Below are 25,604 nucleotides of genomic sequence, written 5' to 3'. Positions count from 1 at the left end.
AATACCATACTAAAGTCATATTATATAGAAATTTTCTTACGCTTGCAAAATTGTAAAAATTTTAATCATTTACATAAAGCTATATAAGGATTAATTAATATATAATTTATCTTAGCTATAATATGATGTAAATACGTATAATGTCCGGAATGAAAAGCTTAATTATAGAGAGGAATAGAACAGTAATATTATTGCTTATCGTGATTTTTACCTTCGGCTCATACACTTATATAAAAATGCCAAGAGAAAGCAATCCTGATATACAGATTCCTATAATTAGCGTATTTGTCGGGTTTCCTGGTATTTCTGTCGAGGATAGTGAAAAGCTATTAGTGCTTCCTATAGAAAATGAACTAAGATCCATCGAAGGTGTAAAAGAATTGAGAGCTTTTGCAACTAATGATGGTGCTCACATGATACTCGAATTTAGAACAGAGTATGATAATAAAGAAGTGCTCGATAATGTCCGTTCAAAGCTTTTAAACATAAAATCAAAATTACCTATTGAAGCAGAATCTCCAATAATCAATGAAATAAACTTGAGCTTATTTCCGATACTAAACGTTGGCTTGATTGGTAATTTGCCGGAAAGAACTTTAACTGAAATAGCACGCAAACTAAAGAAAGAAATAGAATCTCTGCCAAATGTTCTTAAAGTTGAAGTAGCAGGTATGCGTAAAGAAACAGTGGAAGTTATAATTGAGCCCACAGTTCTAACAAAATATAACATTCAATCAAATGAGATATTTCAAGCTATATCAAACAACAACAGATTGGTAGGAGCCGGATCACTAGAAAATGATACCGGTAAATATTCGATTAAAATATCAGGGTTATTAAAAGACATAGAAGATATTATGAATATTCCTATTAGATCTCAAAGTGATGCAGTTTTGAGAATCAAAGATATAGCAAAAGTATACCTTGGGTTTGAGGATCACCAAGGATTTGCTCGTATTAATGGACTACCTAGCATTGTACTAGAAATTTCAAAACGTAATGGAAAAAACATAATAGACACGGTAAATCAAGTAAAATACTTAATGGACAAAGCAAAAGATCAATTACCTGAAAATTTAAAAGTAGTTTATTTGAATGACCAGTCAAAAAATGTACGTGATGTGCTTGACGACTTGGAAAATGGTATAATATTTGCCGTATTACTAATATTAACCATAATAATGCTCTTTATGGGAACAAGGGCTGCTATTCTTGTTGCACTATCAATACCTGGCTCCTTTCTAATAGGAATAATGGCTCTTTACCTCATGGGTATTACTCTAAATATAGTTGTGCTCTTCAGTTTAATTATGGCAGTTGGCATGCTGGTTGATGATGCAATTGTAATCAGCGAATATGCTGATAGAAAGATGATTTGTGGCATGGATAAAGTAGAAGCCTTTTGCACCTCAGTTCATGATATGTTCTATCCAGTTTTATCATCAACATTGACTAAATTAGCAGTGTTTTTCCCTCTGTTACTCTGGCCCGATACAGTCGGTAAATTTATGCAGTACATACCAATTACAATAATTCTAACTTTAACTGGATCGCTAATTATGGCTTTGGTTTTTATACCAACACTTGGTGCAATATTTGGTAAACCTTCCATAACTTCAAAAAAAGAAATAATAAGAATGAGTGCTATAGAAAGTGGTGAGATAAAAAATACTGGGCTTATAATAAGAACTTATGTACGTATGTTAGAGAAAGTCTTAGATCACCCCAAAAAATTTGTATGTGTTGTTGTGTTTGTTTTATTTTTGTCTAGTATATTATATTTTACTTTTGGTTCTGGATTAAAGTTCTTTCCGAATGTAGATTCAGATAACATTTTAATCAGCGTTAAAGTAAAAGAAAGCTTATCAGCCAAAGAACGAGATTTGATACTTAAGAAAGTAGAAGAACGTATTTTGGGTGTTGAAAAGGAAATTTATGTTTTTTATGCTCGATCAGGAAAATTTTCAGACAACGTTATTGCCAAAATTCAATTGGAACTTGTAGATTGGCGCTGCAGGCGCAAAGCTACGCAAATACTAAATGATATAAGGAGTAGTGTACAAAACATAAAAGGAGTAATAATTGATGTACAGGAACAAAAGTCAGGACCATCAGCTGACAAGCCAATACAAATTAACTTAAGCGGAAGTGCATCCAACTTGAATTCAGTAGCAGAGAAAATCCTAAAAATTATGGACCAACCTTCATCTGGATTTATAAATATTCAAGATAGTAGATCAGCACCTGAAATAGAGTGGAATATGAGTATTGATAAGAGTAAGGCTACAAGCTCTGGAGTAAGTGTTGCAACCATCGGTGATTTTATAAAGATGGTTACAAATGGAGTATTAATTGGAAAATATAGACCAAATAACGCAGATGAAGAAATTGATATTGTACTACGCTTTCCCAGAAAGAATCGCAACATGAAAACTATAGATAACCTTTTTATTAATACAGCAAATGGACCATATTCTATGAGTAGCATAGTGAAATACGTTCCCGAAAAAAAGGCAAATAAACTAAGTAGGATTGATGGATCACGCACAGTAACAATCTCTGCTGACGTTGATACTGGCTATCTTGTTGATGAAAGAGTTAAGTTCATTCAAAATTCGATTACTCAAGACTGTAGTAAAGGAGTAAAGATTGATTTCAAAGGTGATAAGGAAGATCAACAAAAATCAGGAGCATTTTTATTAAAGGCTTTTATATTAGCAATTACATTGATGATATTGGTGCTAGTGGCACAGTTTAACAACATATACTATACATTTATCGTAATGACAGCAGTGTTTTTATCAACAACATGTGTATTTTTCATTTTCTTTCTTATTCAGAAAGTTTTTGTAGTTGTCATGTGTGGAGTGGGGATAATTGCTTTAGCAGGAATTATAGTGAATAATAATATACTATTGCTTGATGCCTTTCATCAGCAAATTAAGGTGCGCAAAAATAACATTAAGCAATGTATAATAAACGCTTCAATTTCTCGCATCAGGCCAATACTACTTACCGTTGCAACTACAGTTCTTGGTTTAATACCTATGATTACTAGGTTAAATATCAGTTTTTTTACGCTACAAATCACATATGATGCTCCATCAAGCCAGTGGTGGGTTGATATTTCAGCAACCATAGCAAGTGGAATATTGGCTGCAACGGTCTTAACTTTACTCTTTACTCCGGCGTTGCTTGTCATACAAAGACATGAAAAAACTTGACTTAAATTAGCAATCATTTAACATTTTAGATAGCGTTCTTTACCTGTTGAAGCTATAATTATAACTAATTAAATTGGATTTATTTATATGATTGCTAATCGTAAAAGCAGTGTTAAGCAGAAAAGCAACAAGAATAACATAGTTGGGAGCCTTGATGTAATAAAAACAGCGGGAGAGCTCTCACTTCAAAAAGGTTTGGATTTTAATATTATAATAAATGCACTTAAAAGTGCTATCGAAGCAGTAGCTCAACAAAAGTATGGTAGCAAAAGTAAAATTGTAGTTAATATAGATAGAAACACAGGCAAAGTTACCTCATATAGACAACTAAAAGTCATTAATGATGAATCAAATGAAAATGAGTGTGACTTAATTAAGTTGACACAAGCTAAGTTAATAAAAGAAGATGCAAAAGTTGGAGATACTATTAGTGAGTTGATTTCTCTTAACACTGATCTTGTTTCAGCAAGAATTGCCCAGCAAAAGATTTCTGAAATAATCAAAAATGAAGAGTTAAAAAAGCAATATGAGGAATTTAAAGATAAGGTAGGAGAAATGAGGTATGGCATCGTTAAACAAGTAGAATATTCAGATCTTATTATAGACATAAACGGAATTGGAGCATACCTCCCTTTACGAAACTTAATTGGTGGTGAGTCATTTCGTGAAGGCGATAAGCTTAAAGCTTACATACAGGCTGTTAAGCGCTCTGACGATGGACGTCAAATCATTCTTTCTAGGACTCATGAAGGCTTTTTAGAGGCATTGTTGAATCAAGAAGTACCAGAAGTTGCTGACGGATTGATAACAATTAAAGGTATAGCTAGAGACGCTGGTTCAAGATCTAAAGTTGCTGTTTTTTCATCTGATAAGAATATCGATCCAGTAGGTGCTTGCGTTGGAGTTAAAGGAGATAGAATAAAAACTATTATACACGAATTAAACGGTGAAAAAATCGACGTCATACATTACTCATCAGATTTGGGTCAATTTGTTATTAAAGCCATTACTCCTGCAGAAGTATCAAAGGTCATTATTGACGAAAATGAAAATTGTATAGAGTTAATAGTTGCTGAAGATCAATTGAGTTTAGCTATAGGAAAAAAGGGTCAGAATGTAAGATTAGCTTCAGAGCTTGTTGGATGGAAAATTGAGATATTAAGCACTCAGCAAGAATCAGAAAGAAGAAATAAAGAATTTAGTCAATGTTCAGTTTTATTTGCTGAAGCTTTAAACTTAGAAGAGATTATGGGCCAATTATTGGTAACAGAAGGTTTTTCAAGTGTAGAAGATATATCTAACACTTCAATTAAGGAACTTGCTTCAATAGAGGGCTTCAATGAAGATATTGCAAATGAACTTCATAATAGAGCAAATAATTACCTGAAAGCAGAGAATGATAGAAAAATAGAAGAGCTAAAAAATTTAGGTATGGAAGACGATGTAATCAACTTAGCCTTATCAATAGATAATAAAATTGCTCTTAGTAAACATAATATTAAAACTTTAGAGGACATAGCAGATTTATCAAATTATGAGTTTTGTAGCATACTCTCTTCCTCAACTAATAATAAAGACAATCTAAAAGATACAGCAGATTTAATAATCATAGAAGCACGTAAAAAGCTTGGATTAATATAAAAACAATATGAATAATGAAGATATCAGTAATAAAAAATTAACCCTACAAGGCTTAAGCAAGCTTAAATTAGACATTAATTTAAACTCTTTAGATAGTCAAAGTACTGGTACTACAATAGTAAAAAAAAGAAGAAAAATTCATTCTGCAGAAGAATATAGTTTATTTGACGAGAGTAAATTAGGCTCTTTAACTGAAAAAGAACAAATTTCCCGCATTAATGCTGTACAGAATGCTACTTTGCTGAAAGAAAGGAATCAGAGAGAACAAGAAGAGAAAATAAAAAAAGAAGAAAGCAATCAAGAAGCTGAAGATAAAAATGAATCACACTCTGTACCTAAAGAAATAAATAAGGAAGTTTTAAGTAATACTAACTCAGTTGAACAAAAAGAAGATAGTATTGAATATGAGAACAATGATAAAAAGTCTTTTAAAGCTAGCAAAGATATATACTCTAAGCATTCTAAGCTAGTAATTACACAGGCAATAGATGAAAGAAATGAACACCTCCCTGTATTTAAGCAAAAATTTGGTATAAGAAGTAAACAATCAAAGTTTACTAAGGGTAAAAATATAGCAAGAGAAGTTATTATACCAGACAAAATAACTATCAGGGAGTTATCTATTCGTATGGCAGAAGATAGCAAGAGTGTGCTAAAAATGCTCAAAGAAGAAGTTGGGGAGAGCTATAGAGTAGATGATCTAGTAGATCCAGATATAGCATGCGAAATAGCAAAAAAATTTAATCATACGGCTAAACGAGTAAGTGATGCTGATAAAGAAAAGAATTTACTCTTCATAAGCAACAGAGAAAACTTACCTAAAAGACCAAAACCACCTATCGTTACTTTTATGGGACATGTGGATCATGGTAAAACATCATTGCTTGATGCATTTCGTGAATCCAATGTTGCAGAAAGAGAGTCAGGTGGCATCACTCAACATATAGGTGCTTATCAATTAACGACAAAAAATAAGCAAAAAATTACTTTCATTGATACACCAGGGCATGAGGCGTTTACTGCAATGCGTGCACGTGGTGCCAATATTACTAATATAGTTGTGATAGTAGTTGCAGCTGATGATGGAATCATGAAACAAACAGTTGAAGCAATAAACCATGCAAAAGCAGCAAATGTCTCTATTATAGTTGCCATTAATAAAATTGATAAATCACAACCTGGCGATGTAGAAAGAATAATTAATAGTTTGCCTCAGTATGACCTCATCCCCGAAGAACTTGGTGGTGATGTTATAATTGTGCCAGTATCAGCAAAAAAGAAAATCAACTTAGATAAACTAGAAGAGGCAATTTTATTAATTGCTGAATTAATGACGCTAGAAGGAATAGAGGATTGTCGAGCACTTGGATGGGTAATAGAGTCCAAAATAGATAAAGCTAAAGGAATATCAGCTACATTAATAGTTGAAGAAGGAACATTAAAGATTGGTGACATATTGATAGTTGGTACAACATACAGCAAAGTACGCAGTATGATTAATCACCTTGGTCAAAGAGAAAAAGCGTCACTACCTTCTACTCCAGTTGAAGTTACTGGTTTAAATGGTGTACCAAATGCTGGAGATAAATTTGTTGTTGTAAACTCTGAAAGGCAGGCTCGTGAAATTGTTGAATACAGGTTAGAATTAATCAAGAAAAAGCAAGAAGATTTAGACGACAGTAATTTAGATATATTCAGTCGTAATGATAGTGAAACAGAAGAACTATCTGTAGTTTTAAAGTGCGATGTCACTGGTTCTATTGAAGCAATATCAAGCTCAATTGATAAGCTTGGTAAAGAGCAAGTGAAATTAAATATTCTACACAAAGCAGTAGGAGGAGTAACAGATTCAGATGTGCTGCTTGCAGAAGCATCAAGCGCAGTAATTTTAGCTTTTAATGTAAAAGTGGATTCAAAAATAAGAGAATTAGCAAAACAAAAAGGTATAGAAATACATACTTACAATATAATATATGAGCTTATTGAAGACATGAGGATGTATCTAACTAAAATGTTAAAGCCTGTTACACGAGAGGTTCGTGTTGGTTCTGCATCTGTAAGGCAAATATTTAATGCATCCAAAGCCGGTAATATAATCGGATGTTATGTCACTGATGGAGTTATAAAAAAAGATTCTTTAATTAAGGTAGTACGTGGCAGCAAATTGGTGCATGAAGGAAAGTTAAAAGCACTACGTAGATTTAAAGATGATGTTAAAGAAGTGGGTGTAAATTTTGAATGCGGAATATCGCTAGAGGGTAATATCGATATTAAAGTTGGAGACATTTTGGAAGCTTATCAATTAGTGCAAGAAGAAAGGACGTTATAGTAGTTGAATATGAAAAAGGAAATTAGAAACCTAAAAGTAGCATCGGTATTACACAGGGCAATATCAAAAGTCTTAATGGAAGGTAATGTTCTTAATGAAAAAGTAGTAGTATCTGATGTAAAGCTAAGCAAAGATTTGAAGAAAGCAGATGTATATATTGTGTTATCTTCATTAAACATCCAAAATGATAATGATGATATCAGCACTGTTGTTAATGAAATGAACCAATCTGCATGGTCAATACGTAAATCTATATTGTGTTATGTTGATTTGCGATTTATACCTGAGTTAGTTTTTAAGCCTGATTTAGCATTCGATAATTTTGTCAATGTAAGCAAAATATTACATAATCACACTTAATTAATGTATTTCAACCATTATTTCTCATTAATGAGAATACACAGTTTAACAGGTTTATGGCTTGCGCTATTTCCTAGCTTAAGCGGCATTCTTTTAGCCTCAACTTCTCTATCGTATCAAGCTCTTTTTCTCCTTGTTTTGTTTACTATAGGTGCATTTTTAATGAGACCCGCAGGGTGCATAATCAATGATATCTTCGATAGAGAAATAGATGCGCACGTTGAACGAACAAAATATAGGCCACTTGCAAGTGGTGCATTAAACATAAAGCAGGCTTTGGCTTTACTTTCACTGTTACTGTCTATTGCCCTGTTAATCTTATTATTAACCAATAAAACTACTCTTATACTTGGAATAATTTCAATGTGCATGATAGTTATCTACCCCTTGCTAAAGCGTTACGTTTGGTGGCCACAATTGTTTTTAGGGTTTACTTTCAACATGGGATCACTCATGGGTTCAGCAGCAATAACAAACCAGATTAGCATAGAATCCTTGCTATTTTATATAGGATGCGTCTTTTGGACGCTTAGTTATGATACTATATACGCTCATCAAGATAAAAAAGATGATGAGAAATTAGGAATGAAATCTACTGCATTATATTTTGGCAATACAACAAAATCTTGGTTGAAAAGATTTTATTTAATATCCTTAATGGCATGGTTGTACGCTGGTATACTATCATCATTAAATAACATCTTTTATATTGCTTTACTTGCCATAGGATTCATATTTCACCACCAACACAAAAATTTCAATCCAGACGATTCTAATCAATGCATGTCCATATTTAAAAATAATTCCCAGATAGGACTCCTGCTCTTTTTCGGTATCCTTTTAGATAGAATTCTAAATTCTACTTTTGTATCCGTTCAGATGCATGGCTAATGTGTAAATATCGAAGCAAAAATGTTGTCATTCCAGTGTCAAGTGCTGGGATGACAGAGAAAGCATCATATTGGAATGACACCATTTATTTCTATGGCTGTCTTTTCGTAACCGTTCACGGAGATAAGGTGGTTTACAAAGTAAGTATAAAAGTGTAAAGAGATAGGAATCTAAATATGGAATGGGTAAATGACAACAGTGCTGCAAGAAAAGGTTGTAGCAGAAAAGGCTAATCTCAAGGAAGAAATAAAAGCACTGATCAGAGAAAATGATAGCTTGAAAGCAAAAATAGTTGAATTAGAAGACAAATTGGGCTTAAATTCGCAAAATTCTCATCGCTGCCACCATCACGAGATATATATCGTAAGAAAGCAAAAAAGAAAAGTGATAAAAAACCAGGAGGTCAGCCAGGACATAAGGTGCATAAGCGTGAATTAATGGCTGCAGACGAGGTAGTGAGATGCACAATTGATACAATTTGTATGTGTGGAGGTAAGATTACTTTAGAAGATGAAATTATTCATCAGAAGGCAGAGTTGCCAGAAATTAAGCCAATTGTAACTGAGTACAGGTTGCAAAGAGGACATTGTAGAGTATGTAATAAAAGAATTACAGCAAATTTACCCGAAGGTGTTGCAAGAGATTTTCTAGGACCCAATGCTAAAACAGTTATAAGCAGCCTTAGCGGCTTTTTTATTAACTCAAAAAGAGAGGTACAGCAAATTTTGGGCAGTATTTTTAATCTAAATATAAGCCTTGGTTTAGTCTCAAATACTGAACGCAGGGTATCGAAGAAGTGTGCATCTGAATATGAGAAAATGAAGGAAGAGTTGCAAGGAAGCGAGTATTTGCATATAGACGAAACAGGGCACAGAAATCAAGGAAAGAGAGGCTGGAGTTGGGTAATAACAAACAAAGCGTTGACACTTCTGAAGGTAAGCGAGTCTCGTGGTAAGAAGGTGTTGAAGAGTTTACTGCCAGAATATGATGGTATAGTTGTGAGCGATAGATACGCTGTATACAATTACTTCAATCGTGAAAATAGACAGATATGTTGGGCACATCTGGCAAGAGATTTTGAGAGATTTGCCCATAGTAAAAATGTTGAAGTGAGCAAAATTGGCCAAGCACTAAAATCGCTCAGCAATAAGGTGTTTGTAGTAGATAAGGCAAAAAAACAAAATTTGATAGATAATTTGAGATTTTATCGACTGGTGCGAAAAATTCGGAAAAGGGTAAAACATTTTTTACGTAAAATGACGAGGGTTGCAAATAGCACTCAAGCTTCAAGAATGGCCGCTAAGATGTTACGATCTGAGGATATGATGTGGAAGTTTTTAAGAAAACCTGAAGTGATAGAAACAACTAATAACCTTGCAGAACGGCAAATTAGACGGTACGTAATTTATCGTAAAAACAGCTTTTTCACCTGGTCAGAACGTGGAGAAAGATTCGTGGAAAGAATGTTGTCGATATTTTTGACATCACGTCTAAATGGCCAGAACCCCTTTCAAAAGCTACAGAATCTAGTAGCTGTCACTGCTTAGTTCTTTAATTCATTCTCACAATCCGTGAACGGTTACGTCTTTTCTACCTTATTTTGTCACCCTGCTGAACGGATTCTACTTTTTAGAACATATCTTGAAAGGAAATCAGGAAGATAATATGATAGGATCAGTAAAAAATATATCCAGGTGATGTAAGTGACAAAGAATGGAAATTTCTTGAGCCAAGAGTTGCACAAGGTGTGGCCAAGAAAGCACAAAATAAGCAATTATTAATGTTATACAATACATAATGAAAGGTATTTGCCAGTAGAGCAAAAGATTTTCCTCTATGGAAGACAGTGTATGATTATTTTTTTAGGTGGCGTAATAGTCACACATTGCTTGAATGCATACAAAATAAAGGCTGGGACTCCGCCAACAATATTGCAATAAACCTGAAACTTGAGAAGACTATTTCTCGAAAGCTTCTACAAAAAGAACGGAGAGTTGAATTTATTTATAGAGCTAATGATCAAATAACCATATGTCTCGATGGATAATATATGGTAGAGCTCATGGGCAACAAGAAATTAATAGTGCGGATTAGTTGTAGTTATGAAGTAAATCGATTAGCAGAGTTGTATCTATTAGATGCATATGAAAAATTAGTGTTAAGTAAACCAATAAAAGCGAGCAAAAAGGAAGAAAACTCTGAATATAAGAAAGTAGATTTGAGGACGGTAAAATGGTAACAGTTAGTTTATATGCAAGAGTTTCTTCAGGGAGGCAAGCACAAGAAGATACAATAGCAAGCCAAATTGCTGCTATAGAGAATCAAATTAGTATGGATGGACATAAATTATTAAATGAATATAAATTTATTGATAATGGTTATAGTGGTTCTAACATAATCCGTCCTGGTTTGGAAAAATTACGTGATAAAATAGCAGAAGGTAACATTGATAAGGTTTATATTCATTCTCCTGATCGTTTATCTCGTAAGTATGCATATCAGATGATATTACTTGAAGAGTTTAAGAAATTAGGAGTGGAAGTCATTTTTTTAAATTATCAAATTAGCGATAATCCAGAATGGCTTTGTTGCATAGCACTGATAGGCATGTAAATCACAATGAACTTACGCAGCTAATTTAAATTTAGCCATACCAATATCAGTAAATTTGTTCAGTAAGTAGCACTTAATTAACAGCTCTTTTTCACGATTTACCTCTGATTTATTTTTCAAGCCAAACCCAAATATTTGCTTCAACCTATAGAAAAAGACTTCAATATAAGACCGTGCTCCATACTTAACTTTTTTCTTCCATTCATTAATACCATCTTCATAATTCTCATATGACCTAATTCTACTAATATACTTGTTTCTTTCTGATAAGTAGTCAGCTAAACAAATTTTAGTATCCTTCCTAGGGCGAATAATAGGCACAATATTGTATTTTCTGCATTCTTTATACACACTTTTTATATCATAAGCCGCATCTGCTCGAATAGAACAAATGTTATATTTATCACTGACTTCTTCTAACATATCGCAGACCGGCAAATAGTCTACAGCAACACCACTAGTGTAGTTCATGCTTATTGCTTTCTTATCATTTATGTTTAAAATAACATGTAATTTTCTTACTTGACCATAACCACTGTATTTTCTTTTTTGAATATTAAGCTTACTATGCCCACCGTTATTATTGTAGATACTAACTCTAGTGCTATCTACGGCAATTTCAACATTTTCCAGATCATCTTTATTGCTTCTATGGTCATCAATCTTCAAATTAAGCTTTTTAAATCTTCTGGAAGCTTGTGTATAGCTGATAATCTTAAGTTTTTTGCCTATTTGTACCATATAACCTTTTACAAAACCTACAGCTTGTCTCAAGCCAATTCTAAAAAGATGAACTATTATGTGTATTAAAATTACAACTTTATCACTATAAGTGTTATTGCCACCTGCAACTTTTGGACTATTTTCATACCAATTTTCTATGGCTTGATTAACAAAATGAAAAACATTTCCTCTTTTTTTTAGAAACTCATTATATTCTCTTTGGTTACTTACTCTCATTTTTTGTGGCATAAGTTATACTTGTTTGAAAAATGCCTATTTTACAACAAAATGCGTTAGTAACCATAAGCTTTTCTCCTTACAATAACCTCAACCAACACTAGCTATGCAACAAAGCCATCCAGAATCTCAATTACTATTACAAATGCAAGGTATGATAGCAGAATACGAACGTGCAAAAATCATGGAACGAAGTCGTCGAGGAAAGATTTATGCAGCAAATAAGGGTTGTATAAGTGTAATGAGTGCTGCTCCTTATGGCTATCGTTATATAAACAAAAATACAGAAACAGGACAGGCCTTATTTGAGATTTATGAAGAAGAAGCTGAAGTTGTTCGTAAAGTATTCTCTTGGGTAGGAAGAGAAAGAGCCAGTATAGGAGAAGTATGTCGTAGGCTAAGTGCTATGTCCATTATGACGAGAACTGGAAAAGAGTATTGGGATAGGGCTGTAGTTTTGAGTATGTTAAAAAACTCTGCTTATAAAGGACAAGCAGCTTTTGGTAAAACAAGGTTTGGCGTAAAACTAAAACATATAAGACCGAAAAAAAACTCCTGCGAGCATCCAAAAGATAATTATTCTACTTATCCTGTTCCAAAAGAGGATTGGATTTATATTAAAGTACCTAGTATAGTAAGCGAAGATTTATTTGAAATCGTTCAAGAACAATTAGCTGAGAATAGAAAAATAGCAAGAACAAGACAAAGAGGAGCAAGACATTTATTGCAAGGTTTAGTAGTATGTAAGCTTTGCAATTATGCATATTATGGTACTAGCACTGCAAGGAATAAGGAGGGGAAAAAAACTAATAATCAGGTATATTATCGTTGTGTTGGCACGGATTCATACCGTTTTGGCGGTAATAAAATGTGTAACAACAAATTAATTCGTACAGATACATTAGACATGGCTGTGTGGGAAGAGGTGAAACATCTATTAAAAAATCCGAATAGAATATTAGAGGAGTATAAACGTAGACTTTCAGAACTTAAAAAATCACCACTAGATCAAAAAAGCGCTTTGCTTGAAACACAAGAAGATAAATTAAAACGAGGTATTGCAAGGTTAATTGATAGTTATGCTCAAGAATATATTGATCAAGAAGAATTTGAGCCAAGAATTAAAGCAATGAAACAAAACTTAAAAATGGTTGAAGAACAAAAGAAAAAGATATTTGATCAGAAAAAACTCACACAAGAGTTAACTCTAGTAGTAACAAATTTAGAGGGGTTTTCCTCTAGTATTAACTCAAGTCTTAATAATGCAGACTGGCTAACTAAACGTGATATTATTAGAACGTTAGTTAAGCGAATTGAGATTAATTTTGAGGATGTAAACATCGTGTTTAGAGTAAAAGAGCTTCCAGACTCTTTTCATATGGAAAAAAATCAATGCTTGCAATGTTGTTGTAGGGGTAAGTGGTGGTCAACTTGGTATTGACAAAAATGATCTTATGAAGTTTACAACAGTAGTTGCTAAAATGACCACAGCGTTTGATATGTCGGCAGAGGAAGCTGGTAATGCTATTGCGAAAATATCCAACGTCTATGGAATTAAAGTTGATGGTATGGAAAATGCAGGTAACATAATAAACCATCTTTCAGATAATACTGCTGCTAAAGCAAAGGAAATGGTTCTTACACTGAATAGAATTGGCGGTAATACTAAACAGTTTGGTTTAGAAGTTGATCAAGCAAGTAGCTTAGCAAGTGCGTTCATAAGTTTAGGTAAACAACCTGAAAAAGCAGCAACTGCTATAAATAACTTTCTCAGTAAACTACAGACTGCAAGAGAGCAAAGTCCTGAATTTCACGATGCATTAGATGAGATGGGAACAAGTATAGAAGAGCTCGAACAAACTATTAAAAAAAATCCTCAAGAGGCAATATTGCAATTCCTTGAAACTTTAAAAAGAATAGACGATCAAGAGCGTGCCAGTATTCTTATGAATCTATTTGGTGCTGGGTTTCAAGATGACATTGCTCTTTTAGTAGGAAGCTTAGACATTTACAAGAAAGCTATTGAACATTTAGCTGATAAAGAAAAATATAACGCTTCAATGCAGGACGAATTTAACAATCGGGCAAATACTACAGCTAATAAATTACAATTACTTAAAAATGCAGTATTTGAAGCTGGCATGAATCTAGGGTCAGTAATGTTGCCTACTTTAAATTATTTAGCTGGAAGTTTGAAAGCAATAACAGAGCGTATAGCTTCTTTTGCAGAAAAATATCCAACTTTAACTACGGCAATCATGAGTACTTTAGCAGCTTTGATAAGTTTGAAAGTCTTAGTAGTGGGAGTAGGCTACGGAATTACTTTATTAGGAAGTACAATTTTTGGTCTTAAAGCAACGATATTGGCAACATTTTCATTTTTATCAGCTATAGTTTTTCCTGCAGTAGTAACAGGACTAAGAGCAATAACACTCGCTGTAATGACTAACCCAATTGGACTTTTAATAGCGAGTCTTGTTGCTGGTGCAGCTTATGTTCTAACTAACTGGCAAAAAGTGAAAGACTTTTTCTCTAGCTTTTGGAAATCACTCATTAAACCCATAGGAGAAACTTTTTCATGGATAGGAAATAAAGTTAGTAGCATATTTGCTGAGAATAGCTCGATTAGAAAATTTGAAAATAATGGAAACGTTGTTAATAGGCTTTCTAAAAATAGCATTTTCAGTAATGGAAACCCATTGATAAATAATAGTGCTGTTAAACAATTTTCAGAAAATAGTAAAGGCAATTTTGAGAGTTTTAAAGTAAAAAGTGTTATAGAAGAAAAAAGAGCTATGGAACAAGAAGAAGTTGAGAAAGCATTCAAGAAAAGTAGATATGAAAATAGGGAATCTAAAGTATATAACCAAGCATTCTATCAAACGTTTAATATCAACATTAAGTCTGAAGATGTCCGCAGCGTTGCTGATGCAGTAATAGAAAGATTTAGAGAACAAGCACGTGGGGCACTTTTTGATATAGTTGAAGAGTTACATTGATGTTGCTTGGAAAATGTAAGCTTGAACCAATAAGCCTAAGATACAGTAAAGAAAAAAGGTGGTATACAATTGAATGTATTGAAAAAACGTCGCTACAAAACATTGGCTCAGGAATTGAATGTATTGATCTGACAGGAGTGATTTATCCACGTTATCAGAGTAACGGCTTAGAACGGCTAAAAAATATACGTGATACTAAAGAACCACACGTTCTAGTTGATAATTCAGGAAATATACTTGGAAATTTTGTCATTACTAATGTAGAAGAAAAACAGATATTATTTTTTCCTGATGGAAAACCAAGAAAAGTTGAGTTTATTTTGAAGTTAAAAGGTTACAGTAAGTGATTTATTATTACACTAAAGAAAACGAAATGTTAGATGAAATTTGCTGGAAACATTATGGATACAGTAGTGGAGCAGTGGAGGAAGTATTGCTTGAAAATTCAGGCCTTGCAGAACATGAAAGTTTTTTGCCCGCTGGATTAAGAATTAAGCTTCCTAAAATTCAAAAAATACCGAAAGAATCTGTTATAAACATTTTAGATAAATGACACCAGATTTTGATATAGTAGCAAAAAATAACCCAGTAACAGAGGTTTTAAAAAAGAGTTTAATATTACTACGTGTCACTGATGGATCAGGTACTACAAGTGACGAAGCTGAGATATGTATTAATTATAGCTCTAGCGCTTTAGAACTTAAGGGTAATTTACAGGTTTTTCTAGGATATAAAGAAACAGGTTTATTACCTATGGGGGTATATAAGGCAAATCAAATTACAATACAAAGTCCACCACAAACTTTAAGAATAAAATGTGACGCTGCAAGTTTAAGAGGATCATTAAAGGAAAGAAAATCAAAGGAATGGAAAGACATTACCTTGGGAGATTTGATTAAAGAAATAGCACAAGAACATGGGTATGAAGGTAAAGTCGCTGAAAGATTTGAAAATATATTTATACCACATACCATTCAAGCAGATGAAAGCGACATGAGTTTTTTGGAAGGATTAGGCAAAAAATATGATGCACTAGTAAAACCAGCAGGAGGATATATAATTTTTATTCCGAAGGGAGAAGCAAGATCAGCGACTGGAAAGATGTTAGGCACAACAGTACTTACACCTAAAGTGTACTAGACACAACTTAATCTGACAGCAACGAATTAACTGACAGAAGAATTGAGGTAGTTAAAACTAATATCAGTCTCTTGTTTAACGTTACTAATATTTTTCTGAAAAGCAATGTGTTTGCTATCAAGAAAAGTCTGCATAGGCGTTTTACCATAGCAATATTTACCTGAGTGAGGCCTGGTCTCATTGTAAGAGCGTAACCAATGATCAACATCTATCTGCAAATCTTCTAAAGAACTGTAGATTTTCTTTCTAAAGATAATATTGTAACACTCATCTTGCATAGTTTTATGAAACCTTTCGCATATGCCATTAGTTTGTGGTGAATTGGCTTTAGTTCTTGAATGATCAATATTTTCAATTCCCAAATAAAGCTGATAAGCATGATTTTCTGGTTTGCCACAATATTCTGTACCTCTATCAGTCAAAATGCGCAATAATGGCACGTTTTGTACATCGAAAAATGGTATTACTCTATCATTCAGCAAGTCGGCAGCGGTAATAGCAGTTTTATCTGTATAAAGCTTAGCAAAAGCCACTCTCGAATATGTATCAATAAAAGTCTGCTGGTAAATGCGCCCAACGCCCTTGATATTGCCTACGTAATAAGTATCTTGAGACCCTAAATAACCTGAGTGTTCTGTTTCAATTTCACCGTGAGCTTCTCTTTGCTCTTTAACTTTTTCCAATGCTGCAAGTTGCTCTTCAGTTAAAATTATGCCGTCTTGTGCAACCTTTGCTTCAAGGGCTTTAAGTCTTTTTTTGAACGTTTCAATGTCATTTCTTAGCCATACAGATCTTACGCCACCTTCGGAAATTATTACACCCCTTTTTCTCAGCTCATTTGCAGCTCTTTGTTGTCCATATGCTGGAAATTCTGTAGCTATGCCAATTATTGCCCTTTCTATATCTTCGGAAACTCTGTTTGCTAATAGGGGTTTTTTCTTACTTATTTCATGTAATGCTCCTTCTCCCCCACTTTCATATAACTCCTTAAATCGATAAAATGTATCACGCGAATAACCCATCACCTTACACGCTTGTGATACGTTACCTAATTGCTTTGCTAGTTCTAATAACCCTAACTTTGGTTTTAGTATTTTTGTTTGTATCGTACTCATATCTAACACTCCTTTCTTTTATTATTTTATAACTTACTTTTTTAAAGTGTCAGATCAAGTTCTATCTAATACACCTAAAGATATTATAAATTGGGAGGTAAATTTTAATGTGTGTAACAAATATGGATCTGTTATTGCAAAATGGCACAGTTATGAAAAGGGAGAAACTATAGAAGAGAAAGTGGGAAATGAGGGTCCAAGTTATACTCTGCAAACGCTTTACTCTACTGCAGAATCAGCAATTAGTGCAGCAGCAGCTAAGTTAAAACAACTAAAACGTAGTACATCAAATTTAAATGTAACTGTTCCTGGTAATCCAGAATGGCTTTGTTGCATAGCACTGATAGGCATGTAAATCACAATGAACTTACGCAGCTAATTTAAATTTAGCCATACCAATATCAGTAAATTTGTTCAGTAAGTAGCACTTAATTAACAGCTCTTTTTCACGATTTACCTCTGATTTATTTTTCAAGCCAAACCCAAATATTTGCTTCAACCTATAGAAAAAGACTTCAATATAAGACCGTGCTCCATACTTAACTTTTTTCTTCCATTCATTAATACCATCTTCATAATTCTCATATGACCTAATTCTACTAATATACTTGTTTCTTTCTGATAAGTAGTCAGCTAAACAAATTTTAGTATCCTTCCTAGGGCGAATAATAGGCACAATATTGTATTTTCTGCATTCTTTATACACACTTTTTATATCATAAGCCGCATCTGCTCGAATAGAACAAATGTTATATTTATCACTGACTTCTTCTAACATATCGCAGACCGGCAAATAGTCTACAGCAACACCACTAGTGTAGTTCATGCTTATTGCTTTCTTATCATTTATGTTTAAAATAACATGTAATTTTCTTACTTGACCATAACCACTGTATTTTCTTTTTCGAATATTAAGCTTACTATGCCCACCGTTATTATTGTAGATACTAACTCTAGTGCTATCTACGGCAATTTCAACATTTTCCAGATCATCTTTATTGCTTCTATGGTCATCAATCTTCAAATTAAGCTTTTTAAATCTTCTGGAAGCTTGTGTATAGCTGATAATCTTAAGTTTTTTGCCTATTTGTACCATATAACCTTTTACAAAACCTACAGCTTGTCTCAAGCCAATTCTAAAAAGATGAACTATTATGTGTATTAAAATTACAACTTTATCACTATAAGTGTTATTGCCACCTGCAACTTTTGGACTATTTTCATACCAATTTTCTATGGCTTGATTAACAAAATGAAAAACATTTCCTCTTTTTTTTAGAAACTCATTATATTCTCTTTGGTTACTTACTCTCATTTTTTGTGGCATAAGTTATACTTGTTTGAAAAATGCCTATTTTACAACAAAATGCGTTAGTAACCATAAGCTTTTCTCCTTACAATAACCTCAACCAACACTAGCTATGCAACAAAGCCATCCAGAATTATTTGCAGAAGCTAAGATCAGTCTTTCAGGATTTTGTCAGGAAATTGAAGGTGAATGGGTAATTAGCAAGGCAGAACATATTCTGAATAATAGAGGATATCAAACTATAGTAGAGGCAACAGTGAGCAAAGCTGTTTAAGTGAAACTTAAGCAAATGGTCATTAAATTCCAAATAAATATATAATACATGAACATAAATTCGATCATATATAAAAATAGACTAATTTTATTAATAGCACTAGCAGTATGTATTGTAATCGTATGTATTTCCTTATCTGAAAAGAGATATAAAGATAGCATTACTAAATTAGAGATTGCATCTGAAACTTGTGACCTAGAAAATATCGAGCTCTTGATACAAAATAATGTAAATATTGGCGAAAAAGCATTGCATTATGCTGCAGAAAAAGGATGTTTAGAAATTATAAAATTTTTAGTAGAAAAGGATGTTGATATAAATACTGCCAATAAATTTAAGCGAACAGCACTACATTATGCTGCAGATAATGGACATTTAGAAATTGTCAAATTCTTATTAGATAAAGGATCAAATCCTATAGCTACAGATCGAGATGGAAGAAGACCAAGAGATATGGCTGTAGTGGAATTGCGATATGATAAAAACAAAGGCAAAACATATAGAGAAATCATAAAGCTACTTGCTAAAGCAGAGGATCAATACGAATCAACAAAAAGTAATCACTAAAGCTGTAAGTTTTTTGATCTCCATATAAACTTCCAAAACTATCCATAACAAATTAATCTTTTCACATGAAAAAGCAAAAAGTTCCAATTACAGTAATTATCACGTTATTAATCCAAACCGTAGCAATCATATGGTGGTTATCCAAGTTAGACTCAAGGGTACAATTTCACGATAAACTTATTGAATATGGTTTAATGGAAAAGGTACTCGTACTTGAGGAAAGGGTGAAAAATCTTTCTGAAGAGTTGGATGATTTTAAAGCTAGCAACTTAAAATGTGAGTAATCAATTTTCTATTAATGGCGTATAAGGCCTAGATTGCAATTGACGATCTTTCCAATTTTCAACGTATTGCTCAACTAGTGGAGGATCTCCTGTTATGATCAGTAGGTTTTCAGCATTTCTTTGCTGAGCGGCATCTGAAAAGTTAAATGATCCAGTTATGACTTTTTGATTATCAATAATAATTACCTTGCTATGAGCAATAGCAGGTTTAAAGTCAATCCATATCGGGATTTTGTGCTCAAATAATTCGTTAATTACACTATGTTTTGAACTAGTTTGTGATTCATCTAGGATAACCTTAATATCAACACCACGTTCCTTAGCTTCGATTAGCGACTTTGCAATAGATTTAGAAGTAAATGAATATGCCTGAACCAACACGGATTTTTTAGCATGATCCACGGAATCAATTATTAGGTTGGTGCAATTTTCTCTAGGAGTGAAACATACAGTAGTACTTGGACAAGAAACACACCCTGATAAAAGTGAGCAAGTTAATAGAACTAATAAATATCTAATCATGAAAAAATACATCCTTTCAGTTGACGGAGGAGGCATAAGAGGTATAATACCAGCCATAATATTAGCAGAAGTAGAAAAGAAGGCAAGGAAACCGATAGCTGAAATCTTTGATCTAATGGCTGGTACTTCAACTGGTGGGATTGTTGTAGCAGGGTTATGCAGGAAAGATGAACAAGGAAATCCCCAATACTCAGCCAATGATTTAGTTGAATTTTACCAAGAATACGGGTCATATATTTTTAAATCTTCATTCTTCAGGCGATCAATATTATCTTGGTTTAACTGTGCACAATATCCATATAAAAATATTGAATTTGTACTGGATAAATATTTTGGTGGTGATACTCTAAAAAACACTTTAAGTAATTTGCTAATTACAAGTTATGATATTCACAATAATCGTCCATTTTTCTTTAAAAGCTGGAAAGAAGGTAATATTAAGCTGAAAGATGCACTCAGAGCTGCAACGGCTGCCCCTACTTATTTCATACCAAAACATCTAAAAATCAACCAAAAGGAAATGGTATTAGTGGATGGCGGGGTATTTGCCAATAATCCAGCGGCTTGTGCATATGCAAGTGGTAAGAGGTTATTTCCAAATGATGATATTCTACTGTTATCGATAGGTACTGGCAGAACAGATAGAAGCATAGCCAATTCAAAGAGATTGGGAAAAATAGGCTGGATAAAACCACTACTACATGTGATGTTTGCCTCAAGTTTAGATGCAGTAAATTACCAACTTGATCAAGTTATAGCTGATAAATATATACGCATACAATCGCAACTAAAAATAGCATCACCTGACATGGATAATATTACATCAAAAAATATCAAATCTCTTCAGCAAGAGGCAAAGGCAATGATAGAGGACAATCAGAAAGTGATAGAAAAATTCTGTGATGTTTTATCTTGATACGTCAAATTCTGTAGAGCTAAACAAGTTTTTAGAGTAGAAGTCGTGATATTAAATATATAACTACTTTCACTTATATGTTAATATATTATTTATGAATCAGTAAACTACTGCTGTTTTTAACCCAGATTAAGTTTTGAAAGCATAATTTTCAAGCTCCTCAATAGATAAATCTGTTATTTTAGAAATAGCATCAATAGAAACATCCAGCATACGTAGATTATTCGCAACTTTTATTGCCTCTGCTTTGTAAATCTTTTCTTTGTAAACTTGCTTTCTTTGCGATAAAAATTCTACCCATATGCCTAGTTCATCTCGTGATTCTTGATTGTCAATCTTTTTAGACTCTCTCACCCAACTTAATAGCTCATTTTCTGCTTTATAACTATCTTCTTCATACTTCTTCATCAGATCTTCAGCATTCACTGATAACTTTTCTGCTATTTCCCATAATCTTTCACTTAAAATGGTAGCACTCCCTTGTTCATAGTGATGTATCTGTGAAGGTCCTATGTCTAGCTCTCTTGCTAAATCCTCTTGAGTATACCCTCTTATTATTCTCCATTTTTTTATCTCTTGTCCTTCGTTTGAATGCTCAGAGCCTTTTTTCTCCTTATTATCATATTCTTCAGTTGATAAGCCTGTTGCTCGATAGATAATATCATTATCAAACCCCACTTTCGCTAAGTTCTTGGCCATGCTTACCCTTGCAGCTTTTACATTATTTTCCTCTTCAGCTTGAATAAACCCAGTTAAATCGCGAATCAACTTGCATGACTCTTGTCCCTTTATTTTTGCTATCATCCATTCTTTGTTAAAAGAACAATTTTCTCTCAGTACTTTTTGTCTAGGAAATAAGCTGCCAACATGAACTGATAATGCTTCCGCTATTACTTTTAATTTTTTAGTTGGAATGCCACATGCTCCTTGCTCATATCTTAGTAATGTATGATATTTTATGCCTGTTTTCTCTACTAGATCTTTTAGGGTATACTTTTGTTTTAGCCTCCAGCTTCTTATTTTTTGTGCTATTTTGTATCTTGCAGGGCTAATGTTCTTTGTATTATTGTTCACTATTTTTGCGGAAATAAACATATATACCCTGCTAGAAAATTTTTTGCTATAGCTTAACTTTATTGAGGAAAAGTTTCCGATTGTTTAAAGCTTTCGAGAGGTTTCTTTACTACCTCCACACACCCTATCAACCCATGATAATGCTTCATTATTACTAATCGCCTTTATTTCTTCTTTTACCTTTTCTTTACTCCACTTACCACTCCTAGGAAAACTTCCTTTTTCTACCGCTTCTGTGACCGTCATTCCTCCAAAAAAACACTCTTTTCCTATATTTTCCCCTCTCTTTTGTAGTTCAGACCACATTTCTTTATCTGCTACTCTGACCTCTACTTGACTGTCATTTTCCGCATTATGGTATACTACAATTTTTAGGCTACCAATACTTGTAGGAAATGTTATCTCAAAAGCACTATTGTCAGACACATCAACGTAATTCCTCTCACCTTCTTTTTCACTTCTAACCTCAACCTTGCTATTTCCTATTTCTATAACATCACCTCCTAATTTTACCTCTCCTGTGGTTAATCCTAAATTTTTTGTACCTTCCAATACTCTTGCAATATTTACCTTGCTATTTTCAGAAAATTTCATAAAAAATGTCTGATTGTCTATTTCCACATCTTCTATGATTCCTTCATTTTCAATAGCACTTGCACCGATTTCTCTCAGTTCTTTAAGCCATTCATCTATCTGTGGACGAATCTCTTGATACAGTTTGTTATACATTTCACTTATTCCCTTATCCTGCAATAGATCGTAACTGAATATTGCTCCATTTAGCATCAATTCACATATTATGTCTTCCTTCTCATTTTCTTTGCATTTGATCGAAGATACTTTCGATATTACTGTATCAGCAAAACTCTTCTGTCCTTCACTATACGCATTTATCCTTATTCCAGTACTTAGTGCTTGATCTATAGTTTTGTTCAGTTCGTCTACGCTTTTTGCCTTTACTACTCTACTTTTAAACCATCTCAATTCTGCATTTTCACTTGCACTTGGCTCTATCTTACTTAAGGCTGGAATAAACGGATTTTGACGATTTGAAGATTTTGTGTTATAAATCTCACGTCCTTCTCCAAGATTGATTGATTTTTCAGAAACATCGCTAGGGGAAGGCACACCTTCAGGCTTCTCAAACCTACTTTTATCATCAAATATTTTCGGATCAGTCTCGTCTACAAGTATAAGCTGCTGATTTTTTTTGCTAGTACGCCTAATAGCACTATATAGTCCTTTTGGTAACTTTTTAGAATCAATGATTAACTCATAAGTATTTCCATCTGTATCATCAAATGATACTGTTTTTTTAGTAGTCATATAGCCTCCTATTAATCATGTTATTCAAGTCTACAGAGCAATTTATTGCTTTATGATTAACTTAATACGCAAATTATAAAAAGATCTTGTATATTCTGCAACTATTTATACTAAAAGAATGGCTTTATCAGGACTTTTATTCTTTAACTACAACTTAATATACAAACTATACAAAGATCTTTTATATTTTGTAATTCTCCAATACAGATTCTTGACTAAGTTTTTTTGCTACTTGATTTTATATTTCATTGTGTAGCCAAACTTCTCAAGCAATTGAAATTTGGTTTATAACAGCTCTCTTTCCTTAAAACTGCAATATCCTTTGTCTGTCATAATAATGTGATCCTCTAGCTCAATTCCCACTCCTTGACATGCTGACACTAATTCTCTAGTCATTACTTTATCATCTTCTGATGGTTCTAAACTCCCTCCCGGATGGTTATGAGCTAATATTATTGACGCTGCTTCCATTGATAACGCCTTTTTTACCACTTTCCTTTCAGATAGGTGTACTTCATCTATTGTACCAAAATACACTTCATCTCTTATCAGACGGTTCTGTTTATCCAAGTATATTATCAGGACAGCTTCTTTTGCTGAAAAGCCTATGTTTACCCTTACATACTCTATCAGCTTTTCTTGGCTATCCATTACTGGGCCTCTTTTTAACCCTTCTCTTAGTGCCCTCTTGTAAGCTTCTTTAACACATTCAATCGCTGCGGCTGCATGTTCAGTCATTCCGTCTATCATTTTCAGGTCATCGATTTCTCGTCCCAAAATTTCTCCTATTCCTGGGCAGTTATCCATTAGAGTTTTAGTAACATCTTGTGCTTGCTTCCTGTCATGAACTGCTCCTAGAAGCACTGCCACTATTTCACGATCAAATAAAGCACTTCCTCCTCCGCTTTGTAGTACTCTCTCAATTTCTTCTGTAAGTTTTTCACTATTATTCATAAAATATACTCCTCGTTAATAACAAATTGTTTTTAATTATTTACTGCTGTTTTTTATCAGCATTGGCATAGAGCCATAGCTTTCGAGTGAAGTCAAATCAATTTTTCAATCTTTTTTACTTATTTTTTCACGAATAGGTAAAGATATTAATATATGCTTATTTATCTAATTGAAAATTAATTCTTTATGTAAAAGAAGTTGTTACTATTTTAGAAATAACATCAGTAGAAAAACCTAACTGAAGTAAATTATTTGCAACTTTCATTTCCTCTGTTTTGTAAATCTTTTCTTTGTAAATTTGCTTTCTTTGCAATAGAAATTCTACCCATATATTTAGCTCATCTCGTGATTCTTGATTGTCAATTTTTCTATATTCTCTTGCCAAACTTAATAATTCACTTTCTCCTTCGCAATCATTTTCTTTGTACTCCTTTATCAGATCTTCAGCATCCACTAATAATTCTCTTGCTATCTCCCACAACCTTTCACTTAAAAGAGTAACGCTACCTTGCTCATAATGATGTATTTGCGAGGGCCCTACATTAAGCTTTTTTGCTAACTCTTCTTGTGTATATCCTCTGATTATTCTCCACTTTTTTATCTCTTGTCCTCTGTTTGGCTCGTATCTCTCTTTATCAGCATATTCTTCAATTGATAAGCCTGTTGCTCGATAGATAATGTCATTATCAAACCCTGCCTTAACTAGATTCCTTGCAATTCTTATTCTTGCTGCTTTTATATTACTTTCTTCTTCAGCTCGGACAGATTTGGTTAATGCATAAATTGCTTTTCGTCCTTCTATTTTTTTGTATTTTTCTATGAAATTATACATTTCCTCGGTCTTAGCTTTCTCGAAACAACTACTTTCTTTTAGTACTTTTCGCCCAGGAAAGAGATTTCCAACAGGAATTGATAATGCCCCTGCTAATATTTTAACTTTTCAATTGGAATGCCACATGTTCCTTGTTCATATCTTAGCAGTGTATGATAGTTTATGTTTGCTTTGCCTGCTAAGTTTTTCAGGGTATATTTTCTTTTTAACCTCCAGCTCCTTACTTTTTGTGCTATTTTGTACCTTATCGAGATATTTGTCATAGATATTATAC

At 33.3% G+C, this 25,604-nt stretch carries 27 protein-coding genes and 1 pseudogene; 19 read left to right on the top strand and 9 right to left on the bottom strand.

Going from position 1 to position 25,604, the window contains the following annotated elements; genetic code table 11:
- The first annotated feature begins 149 nt into the window (after positions 1-149).
- The 9 genes from OPR58_RS02665 (at position 150) to OPR58_RS02625 (ending at position 11,058) form a co-directional block, all read left to right on the top strand.
- Positions 150-3,224 carry an efflux RND transporter permease subunit gene (locus tag OPR58_RS02665; RefSeq protein ID WP_320109899.1) on the top strand — a complete coding sequence of 1,025 codons (3,075 nt, stop codon included), beginning with the start codon at positions 150-152 and terminating at the stop codon, positions 3,222-3,224.
- 87 nt (positions 3,225-3,311) lie between these two features.
- Positions 3,312-4,865 (top strand): transcription termination factor NusA, encoded by a 1,554-nt coding sequence (nusA, locus tag OPR58_RS02660; RefSeq protein ID WP_265022944.1) that lies wholly within the window; start codon positions 3,312-3,314, stop codon positions 4,863-4,865.
- A 7-nt stretch (positions 4,866-4,872) separates the two neighbouring features.
- The gene (gene infB / locus OPR58_RS02655; protein ID WP_139686428.1) at positions 4,873-7,194 is read left to right on the top strand and encodes a translation initiation factor IF-2; all 2,322 of its coding nucleotides are present in this window, start codon (positions 4,873-4,875) and stop codon (positions 7,192-7,194) included.
- 9 nt (positions 7,195-7,203) lie between these two features.
- A complete protein-coding gene (locus OPR58_RS02650) occupies positions 7,204-7,554 on the top strand; it encodes a ribosome-binding factor A (protein ID WP_006015187.1) in 351 nt (116 codons plus the stop codon).
- Between the two features lie 3 nt (positions 7,555-7,557).
- Positions 7,558-8,445, top strand: coding sequence for a 4-hydroxybenzoate octaprenyltransferase (gene ubiA, locus OPR58_RS02645; protein ID WP_029237698.1), 888 nt, complete (start codon positions 7,558-7,560; stop codon positions 8,443-8,445).
- 189 nt (positions 8,446-8,634) lie between these two features.
- On the top strand, positions 8,635-8,883 hold the full coding sequence (locus OPR58_RS02640) for a DUF6444 domain-containing protein (RefSeq protein ID WP_265022250.1): 249 nt from the start codon (positions 8,635-8,637) through the stop codon (positions 8,881-8,883).
- The gene (gene tnpC / locus OPR58_RS02635; protein ID WP_265022269.1) at positions 8,883-9,992 is read left to right on the top strand and encodes an IS66 family transposase; all 1,110 of its coding nucleotides are present in this window, start codon (positions 8,883-8,885) and stop codon (positions 9,990-9,992) included. Before OPR58_RS02640 ends, tnpC begins: the two co-directional genes overlap by 1 nt.
- A gap of 503 nt (positions 9,993-10,495) precedes the next feature.
- Positions 10,496-10,684 carry a hypothetical protein gene (locus OPR58_RS02630; RefSeq protein WP_038249248.1) on the top strand — a complete coding sequence of 63 codons (189 nt, stop codon included), beginning with the start codon at positions 10,496-10,498 and terminating at the stop codon, positions 10,682-10,684.
- Positions 10,678-11,058: a recombinase family protein gene (locus OPR58_RS02625; protein ID WP_265022244.1), complete on the top strand. Its 381-nt coding sequence runs from the start codon at positions 10,678-10,680 to the stop codon at positions 11,056-11,058. The genes OPR58_RS02630 and OPR58_RS02625 overlap by 7 nt, the downstream gene beginning before the upstream one ends.
- A gap of 12 nt (positions 11,059-11,070) precedes the next feature.
- Here OPR58_RS02625 and OPR58_RS02620 read toward each other — a convergent pair whose 3' ends face one another.
- The gene (locus tag OPR58_RS02620) at positions 11,071-12,030 is read right to left on the bottom strand and encodes an IS5 family transposase (protein ID WP_265022394.1); all 960 of its coding nucleotides are present in this window, start codon (positions 12,028-12,030) and stop codon (positions 11,071-11,073) included.
- A gap of 94 nt (positions 12,031-12,124) precedes the next feature.
- Between OPR58_RS02620 and OPR58_RS02615 the strand changes: the two genes are divergently transcribed.
- The 5 genes and pseudogenes from OPR58_RS02615 (at position 12,125) to OPR58_RS02595 (ending at position 16,157) form a co-directional block, all read left to right on the top strand.
- Complete coding sequence (locus tag OPR58_RS02615; protein WP_265022943.1) at positions 12,125-13,459, top strand: recombinase family protein; 1,335 nt, start codon at positions 12,125-12,127, stop codon at positions 13,457-13,459.
- Positions 13,428-15,017, top strand: a pseudogene (locus OPR58_RS02610) (phage tail tape measure protein); the annotation flags it as partial. The gene OPR58_RS02615 and the pseudogene OPR58_RS02610, both read left to right, overlap by 32 nt.
- Positions 15,017-15,364 carry a phage tail protein gene (locus OPR58_RS02605; RefSeq protein WP_265022941.1) on the top strand — a complete coding sequence of 116 codons (348 nt, stop codon included), beginning with the start codon at positions 15,017-15,019 and terminating at the stop codon, positions 15,362-15,364. The pseudogene OPR58_RS02610 and the gene OPR58_RS02605, both read left to right, overlap by 1 nt.
- A 26-nt stretch (positions 15,365-15,390) precedes the next feature.
- Entirely contained in the window at positions 15,391-15,570 is a 180-nt protein-coding gene (locus OPR58_RS02600) for a tail protein X (RefSeq protein ID WP_265022940.1), read from the top strand.
- Positions 15,567-16,157 carry a hypothetical protein gene (locus OPR58_RS02595; protein ID WP_265022939.1) on the top strand — a complete coding sequence of 197 codons (591 nt, stop codon included), beginning with the start codon at positions 15,567-15,569 and terminating at the stop codon, positions 16,155-16,157. Before OPR58_RS02600 ends, OPR58_RS02595 begins: the two co-directional genes overlap by 4 nt.
- A gap of 26 nt (positions 16,158-16,183) precedes the next feature.
- Here the strand turns inward: OPR58_RS02595 and OPR58_RS02590 are convergent, their stop codons facing one another.
- Positions 16,184-17,272 (bottom strand): IS481 family transposase, encoded by a 1,089-nt coding sequence (locus OPR58_RS02590; protein WP_019236582.1) that lies wholly within the window; start codon positions 17,270-17,272, stop codon positions 16,184-16,186.
- A 109-nt stretch (positions 17,273-17,381) separates the two neighbouring features.
- Here OPR58_RS02590 and OPR58_RS02585 point away from each other — a divergent pair, with 109 nt between their 5' ends.
- The gene (locus OPR58_RS02585; protein ID WP_265022938.1) at positions 17,382-17,627 is read left to right on the top strand and encodes a hypothetical protein; all 246 of its coding nucleotides are present in this window, start codon (positions 17,382-17,384) and stop codon (positions 17,625-17,627) included.
- Positions 17,628-17,639: 12 nt separating this feature from the next.
- Here OPR58_RS02585 and OPR58_RS02580 read toward each other — a convergent pair whose 3' ends face one another.
- On the bottom strand, positions 17,640-18,599 hold the full coding sequence (locus OPR58_RS02580; RefSeq protein WP_265022212.1) for an IS5 family transposase: 960 nt from the start codon (positions 18,597-18,599) through the stop codon (positions 17,640-17,642).
- A 94-nt stretch (positions 18,600-18,693) separates the two neighbouring features.
- On the opposite strand from OPR58_RS02580, the gene OPR58_RS02575 reads away from it, so the two are divergent.
- The 3 genes from OPR58_RS02575 to OPR58_RS02565 all read left to right on the top strand — a co-directional run bounded on the left by OPR58_RS02575 (position 18,694) and on the right by OPR58_RS02565 (position 19,706).
- Positions 18,694-18,855 (top strand): hypothetical protein, encoded by a 162-nt coding sequence (locus OPR58_RS02575; RefSeq protein ID WP_265022937.1) that lies wholly within the window; start codon positions 18,694-18,696, stop codon positions 18,853-18,855.
- Positions 18,856-18,903: 48 nt separating this feature from the next.
- Positions 18,904-19,422 carry an ankyrin repeat domain-containing protein gene (locus OPR58_RS02570; protein ID WP_262986489.1) on the top strand — a complete coding sequence of 173 codons (519 nt, stop codon included), beginning with the start codon at positions 18,904-18,906 and terminating at the stop codon, positions 19,420-19,422.
- A gap of 65 nt (positions 19,423-19,487) precedes the next feature.
- Positions 19,488-19,706: a hypothetical protein gene (locus tag OPR58_RS02565; RefSeq protein WP_265022936.1), complete on the top strand. Its 219-nt coding sequence runs from the start codon at positions 19,488-19,490 to the stop codon at positions 19,704-19,706.
- Here the strand turns inward: OPR58_RS02565 and OPR58_RS02560 are convergent, their stop codons facing one another.
- On the bottom strand, positions 19,707-20,228 hold the full coding sequence (locus OPR58_RS02560; protein WP_265023156.1) for a phospholipase D family nuclease: 522 nt from the start codon (positions 20,226-20,228) through the stop codon (positions 19,707-19,709). It abuts the gene before it with no gap.
- On the opposite strand from OPR58_RS02560, the gene OPR58_RS02555 reads away from it, so the two are divergent.
- The gene (locus OPR58_RS02555) at positions 20,227-21,144 is read left to right on the top strand and encodes a patatin-like phospholipase family protein (RefSeq protein ID WP_265022935.1); all 918 of its coding nucleotides are present in this window, start codon (positions 20,227-20,229) and stop codon (positions 21,142-21,144) included. The two genes, OPR58_RS02560 and OPR58_RS02555, sit on opposite strands and share 2 nt — an antisense overlap.
- Before the next feature lie 129 nt (positions 21,145-21,273).
- Here the strand turns inward: OPR58_RS02555 and wmk (OPR58_RS02550) are convergent, their stop codons facing one another.
- The 5 genes from wmk (OPR58_RS02550) to OPR58_RS02530 all read right to left on the bottom strand — a co-directional run bounded on the left by wmk (OPR58_RS02550) (position 21,274) and on the right by OPR58_RS02530 (position 25,593).
- Complete coding sequence (gene wmk / locus OPR58_RS02550) at positions 21,274-22,239, bottom strand: WO male-killing family protein Wmk (RefSeq protein WP_265022934.1); 966 nt, start codon at positions 22,237-22,239, stop codon at positions 21,274-21,276.
- A 63-nt stretch (positions 22,240-22,302) separates the two neighbouring features.
- On the bottom strand, positions 22,303-23,544 hold the full coding sequence (locus tag OPR58_RS02545; protein ID WP_265022933.1) for a hypothetical protein: 1,242 nt from the start codon (positions 23,542-23,544) through the stop codon (positions 22,303-22,305).
- A gap of 285 nt (positions 23,545-23,829) precedes the next feature.
- Positions 23,830-24,498: a JAB domain-containing protein gene (locus OPR58_RS02540; protein WP_265022932.1), complete on the bottom strand. Its 669-nt coding sequence runs from the start codon at positions 24,496-24,498 to the stop codon at positions 23,830-23,832.
- A 184-nt stretch (positions 24,499-24,682) separates the two neighbouring features.
- Positions 24,683-25,408, bottom strand: coding sequence for a WO male-killing family protein Wmk (gene wmk, locus OPR58_RS02535; RefSeq protein ID WP_458694761.1), 726 nt, complete (start codon positions 25,406-25,408; stop codon positions 24,683-24,685).
- Between the two features lie 14 nt (positions 25,409-25,422).
- Positions 25,423-25,593 (bottom strand): hypothetical protein, encoded by a 171-nt coding sequence (locus tag OPR58_RS02530; protein WP_265022930.1) that lies wholly within the window; start codon positions 25,591-25,593, stop codon positions 25,423-25,425.
- Positions 25,594-25,604: the final 11 nt, after the last annotated feature.

The sequence above is a fragment of the Wolbachia endosymbiont (group B) of Ischnura elegans genome, assembly GCF_947251585.1.
Lineage (GTDB): Bacteria > Pseudomonadota > Alphaproteobacteria > Rickettsiales > Anaplasmataceae > Wolbachia.
The sequence above is the reverse complement of the archived record's forward strand: the minus strand, read 5'-3'. Positions and strand labels throughout refer to the sequence as shown.

Coding starts and splice junctions, on each gene's coding strand:
- OPR58_RS02665 (WP_320109899.1), top strand. CDS start 150: ATGAAAAGCTTAATTATAGAGAGGAATAGAACAGTAATATTATTGCTT.
- nusA (WP_265022944.1), top strand. CDS start 3,312: ATGATTGCTAATCGTAAAAGCAGTGTTAAGCAGAAAAGCAACAAGAAT.
- infB (WP_139686428.1), top strand. CDS start 4,873: ATGAATAATGAAGATATCAGTAATAAAAAATTAACCCTACAAGGCTTA.
- OPR58_RS02650 (WP_006015187.1), top strand. CDS start 7,204: ATGAAAAAGGAAATTAGAAACCTAAAAGTAGCATCGGTATTACACAGG.
- ubiA (WP_029237698.1), top strand. CDS start 7,558: ATGTATTTCAACCATTATTTCTCATTAATGAGAATACACAGTTTAACA.
- OPR58_RS02640 (WP_265022250.1), top strand. CDS start 8,635: ATGACAACAGTGCTGCAAGAAAAGGTTGTAGCAGAAAAGGCTAATCTC.
- tnpC (WP_265022269.1), top strand. CDS start 8,883: ATGGCTGCAGACGAGGTAGTGAGATGCACAATTGATACAATTTGTATG.
- OPR58_RS02630 (WP_038249248.1), top strand. CDS start 10,496: ATGGTAGAGCTCATGGGCAACAAGAAATTAATAGTGCGGATTAGTTGT.
- OPR58_RS02625 (WP_265022244.1), top strand. CDS start 10,678: ATGGTAACAGTTAGTTTATATGCAAGAGTTTCTTCAGGGAGGCAAGCA.
- OPR58_RS02620 (WP_265022394.1), bottom strand. CDS start 12,030: ATGCCACAAAAAATGAGAGTAAGTAACCAAAGAGAATATAATGAGTTT.
- OPR58_RS02615 (WP_265022943.1), top strand. CDS start 12,125: ATGCAACAAAGCCATCCAGAATCTCAATTACTATTACAAATGCAAGGT.
- OPR58_RS02605 (WP_265022941.1), top strand. CDS start 15,017: ATGTTGCTTGGAAAATGTAAGCTTGAACCAATAAGCCTAAGATACAGT.
- OPR58_RS02600 (WP_265022940.1), top strand. CDS start 15,391: ATGTTAGATGAAATTTGCTGGAAACATTATGGATACAGTAGTGGAGCA.
- OPR58_RS02595 (WP_265022939.1), top strand. CDS start 15,567: ATGACACCAGATTTTGATATAGTAGCAAAAAATAACCCAGTAACAGAG.
- OPR58_RS02590 (WP_019236582.1), bottom strand. CDS start 17,272: ATGAGTACGATACAAACAAAAATACTAAAACCAAAGTTAGGGTTATTA.
- OPR58_RS02580 (WP_265022212.1), bottom strand. CDS start 18,599: ATGCCACAAAAAATGAGAGTAAGTAACCAAAGAGAATATAATGAGTTT.
- OPR58_RS02575 (WP_265022937.1), top strand. CDS start 18,694: ATGCAACAAAGCCATCCAGAATTATTTGCAGAAGCTAAGATCAGTCTT.
- OPR58_RS02570 (WP_262986489.1), top strand. CDS start 18,904: ATGAACATAAATTCGATCATATATAAAAATAGACTAATTTTATTAATA.
- OPR58_RS02565 (WP_265022936.1), top strand. CDS start 19,488: ATGAAAAAGCAAAAAGTTCCAATTACAGTAATTATCACGTTATTAATC.
- OPR58_RS02555 (WP_265022935.1), top strand. CDS start 20,227: ATGAAAAAATACATCCTTTCAGTTGACGGAGGAGGCATAAGAGGTATA.
- OPR58_RS02560 (WP_265023156.1), bottom strand. CDS start 20,228: ATGATTAGATATTTATTAGTTCTATTAACTTGCTCACTTTTATCAGGG.
- wmk (WP_265022934.1), bottom strand. CDS start 22,239: ATGTTTATTTCCGCAAAAATAGTGAACAATAATACAAAGAACATTAGC.
- OPR58_RS02545 (WP_265022933.1), bottom strand. CDS start 23,544: ATGACTACTAAAAAAACAGTATCATTTGATGATACAGATGGAAATACT.
- OPR58_RS02540 (WP_265022932.1), bottom strand. CDS start 24,498: ATGAATAATAGTGAAAAACTTACAGAAGAAATTGAGAGAGTACTACAA.
- OPR58_RS02530 (WP_265022930.1), bottom strand. CDS start 25,593: ATGACAAATATCTCGATAAGGTACAAAATAGCACAAAAAGTAAGGAGC.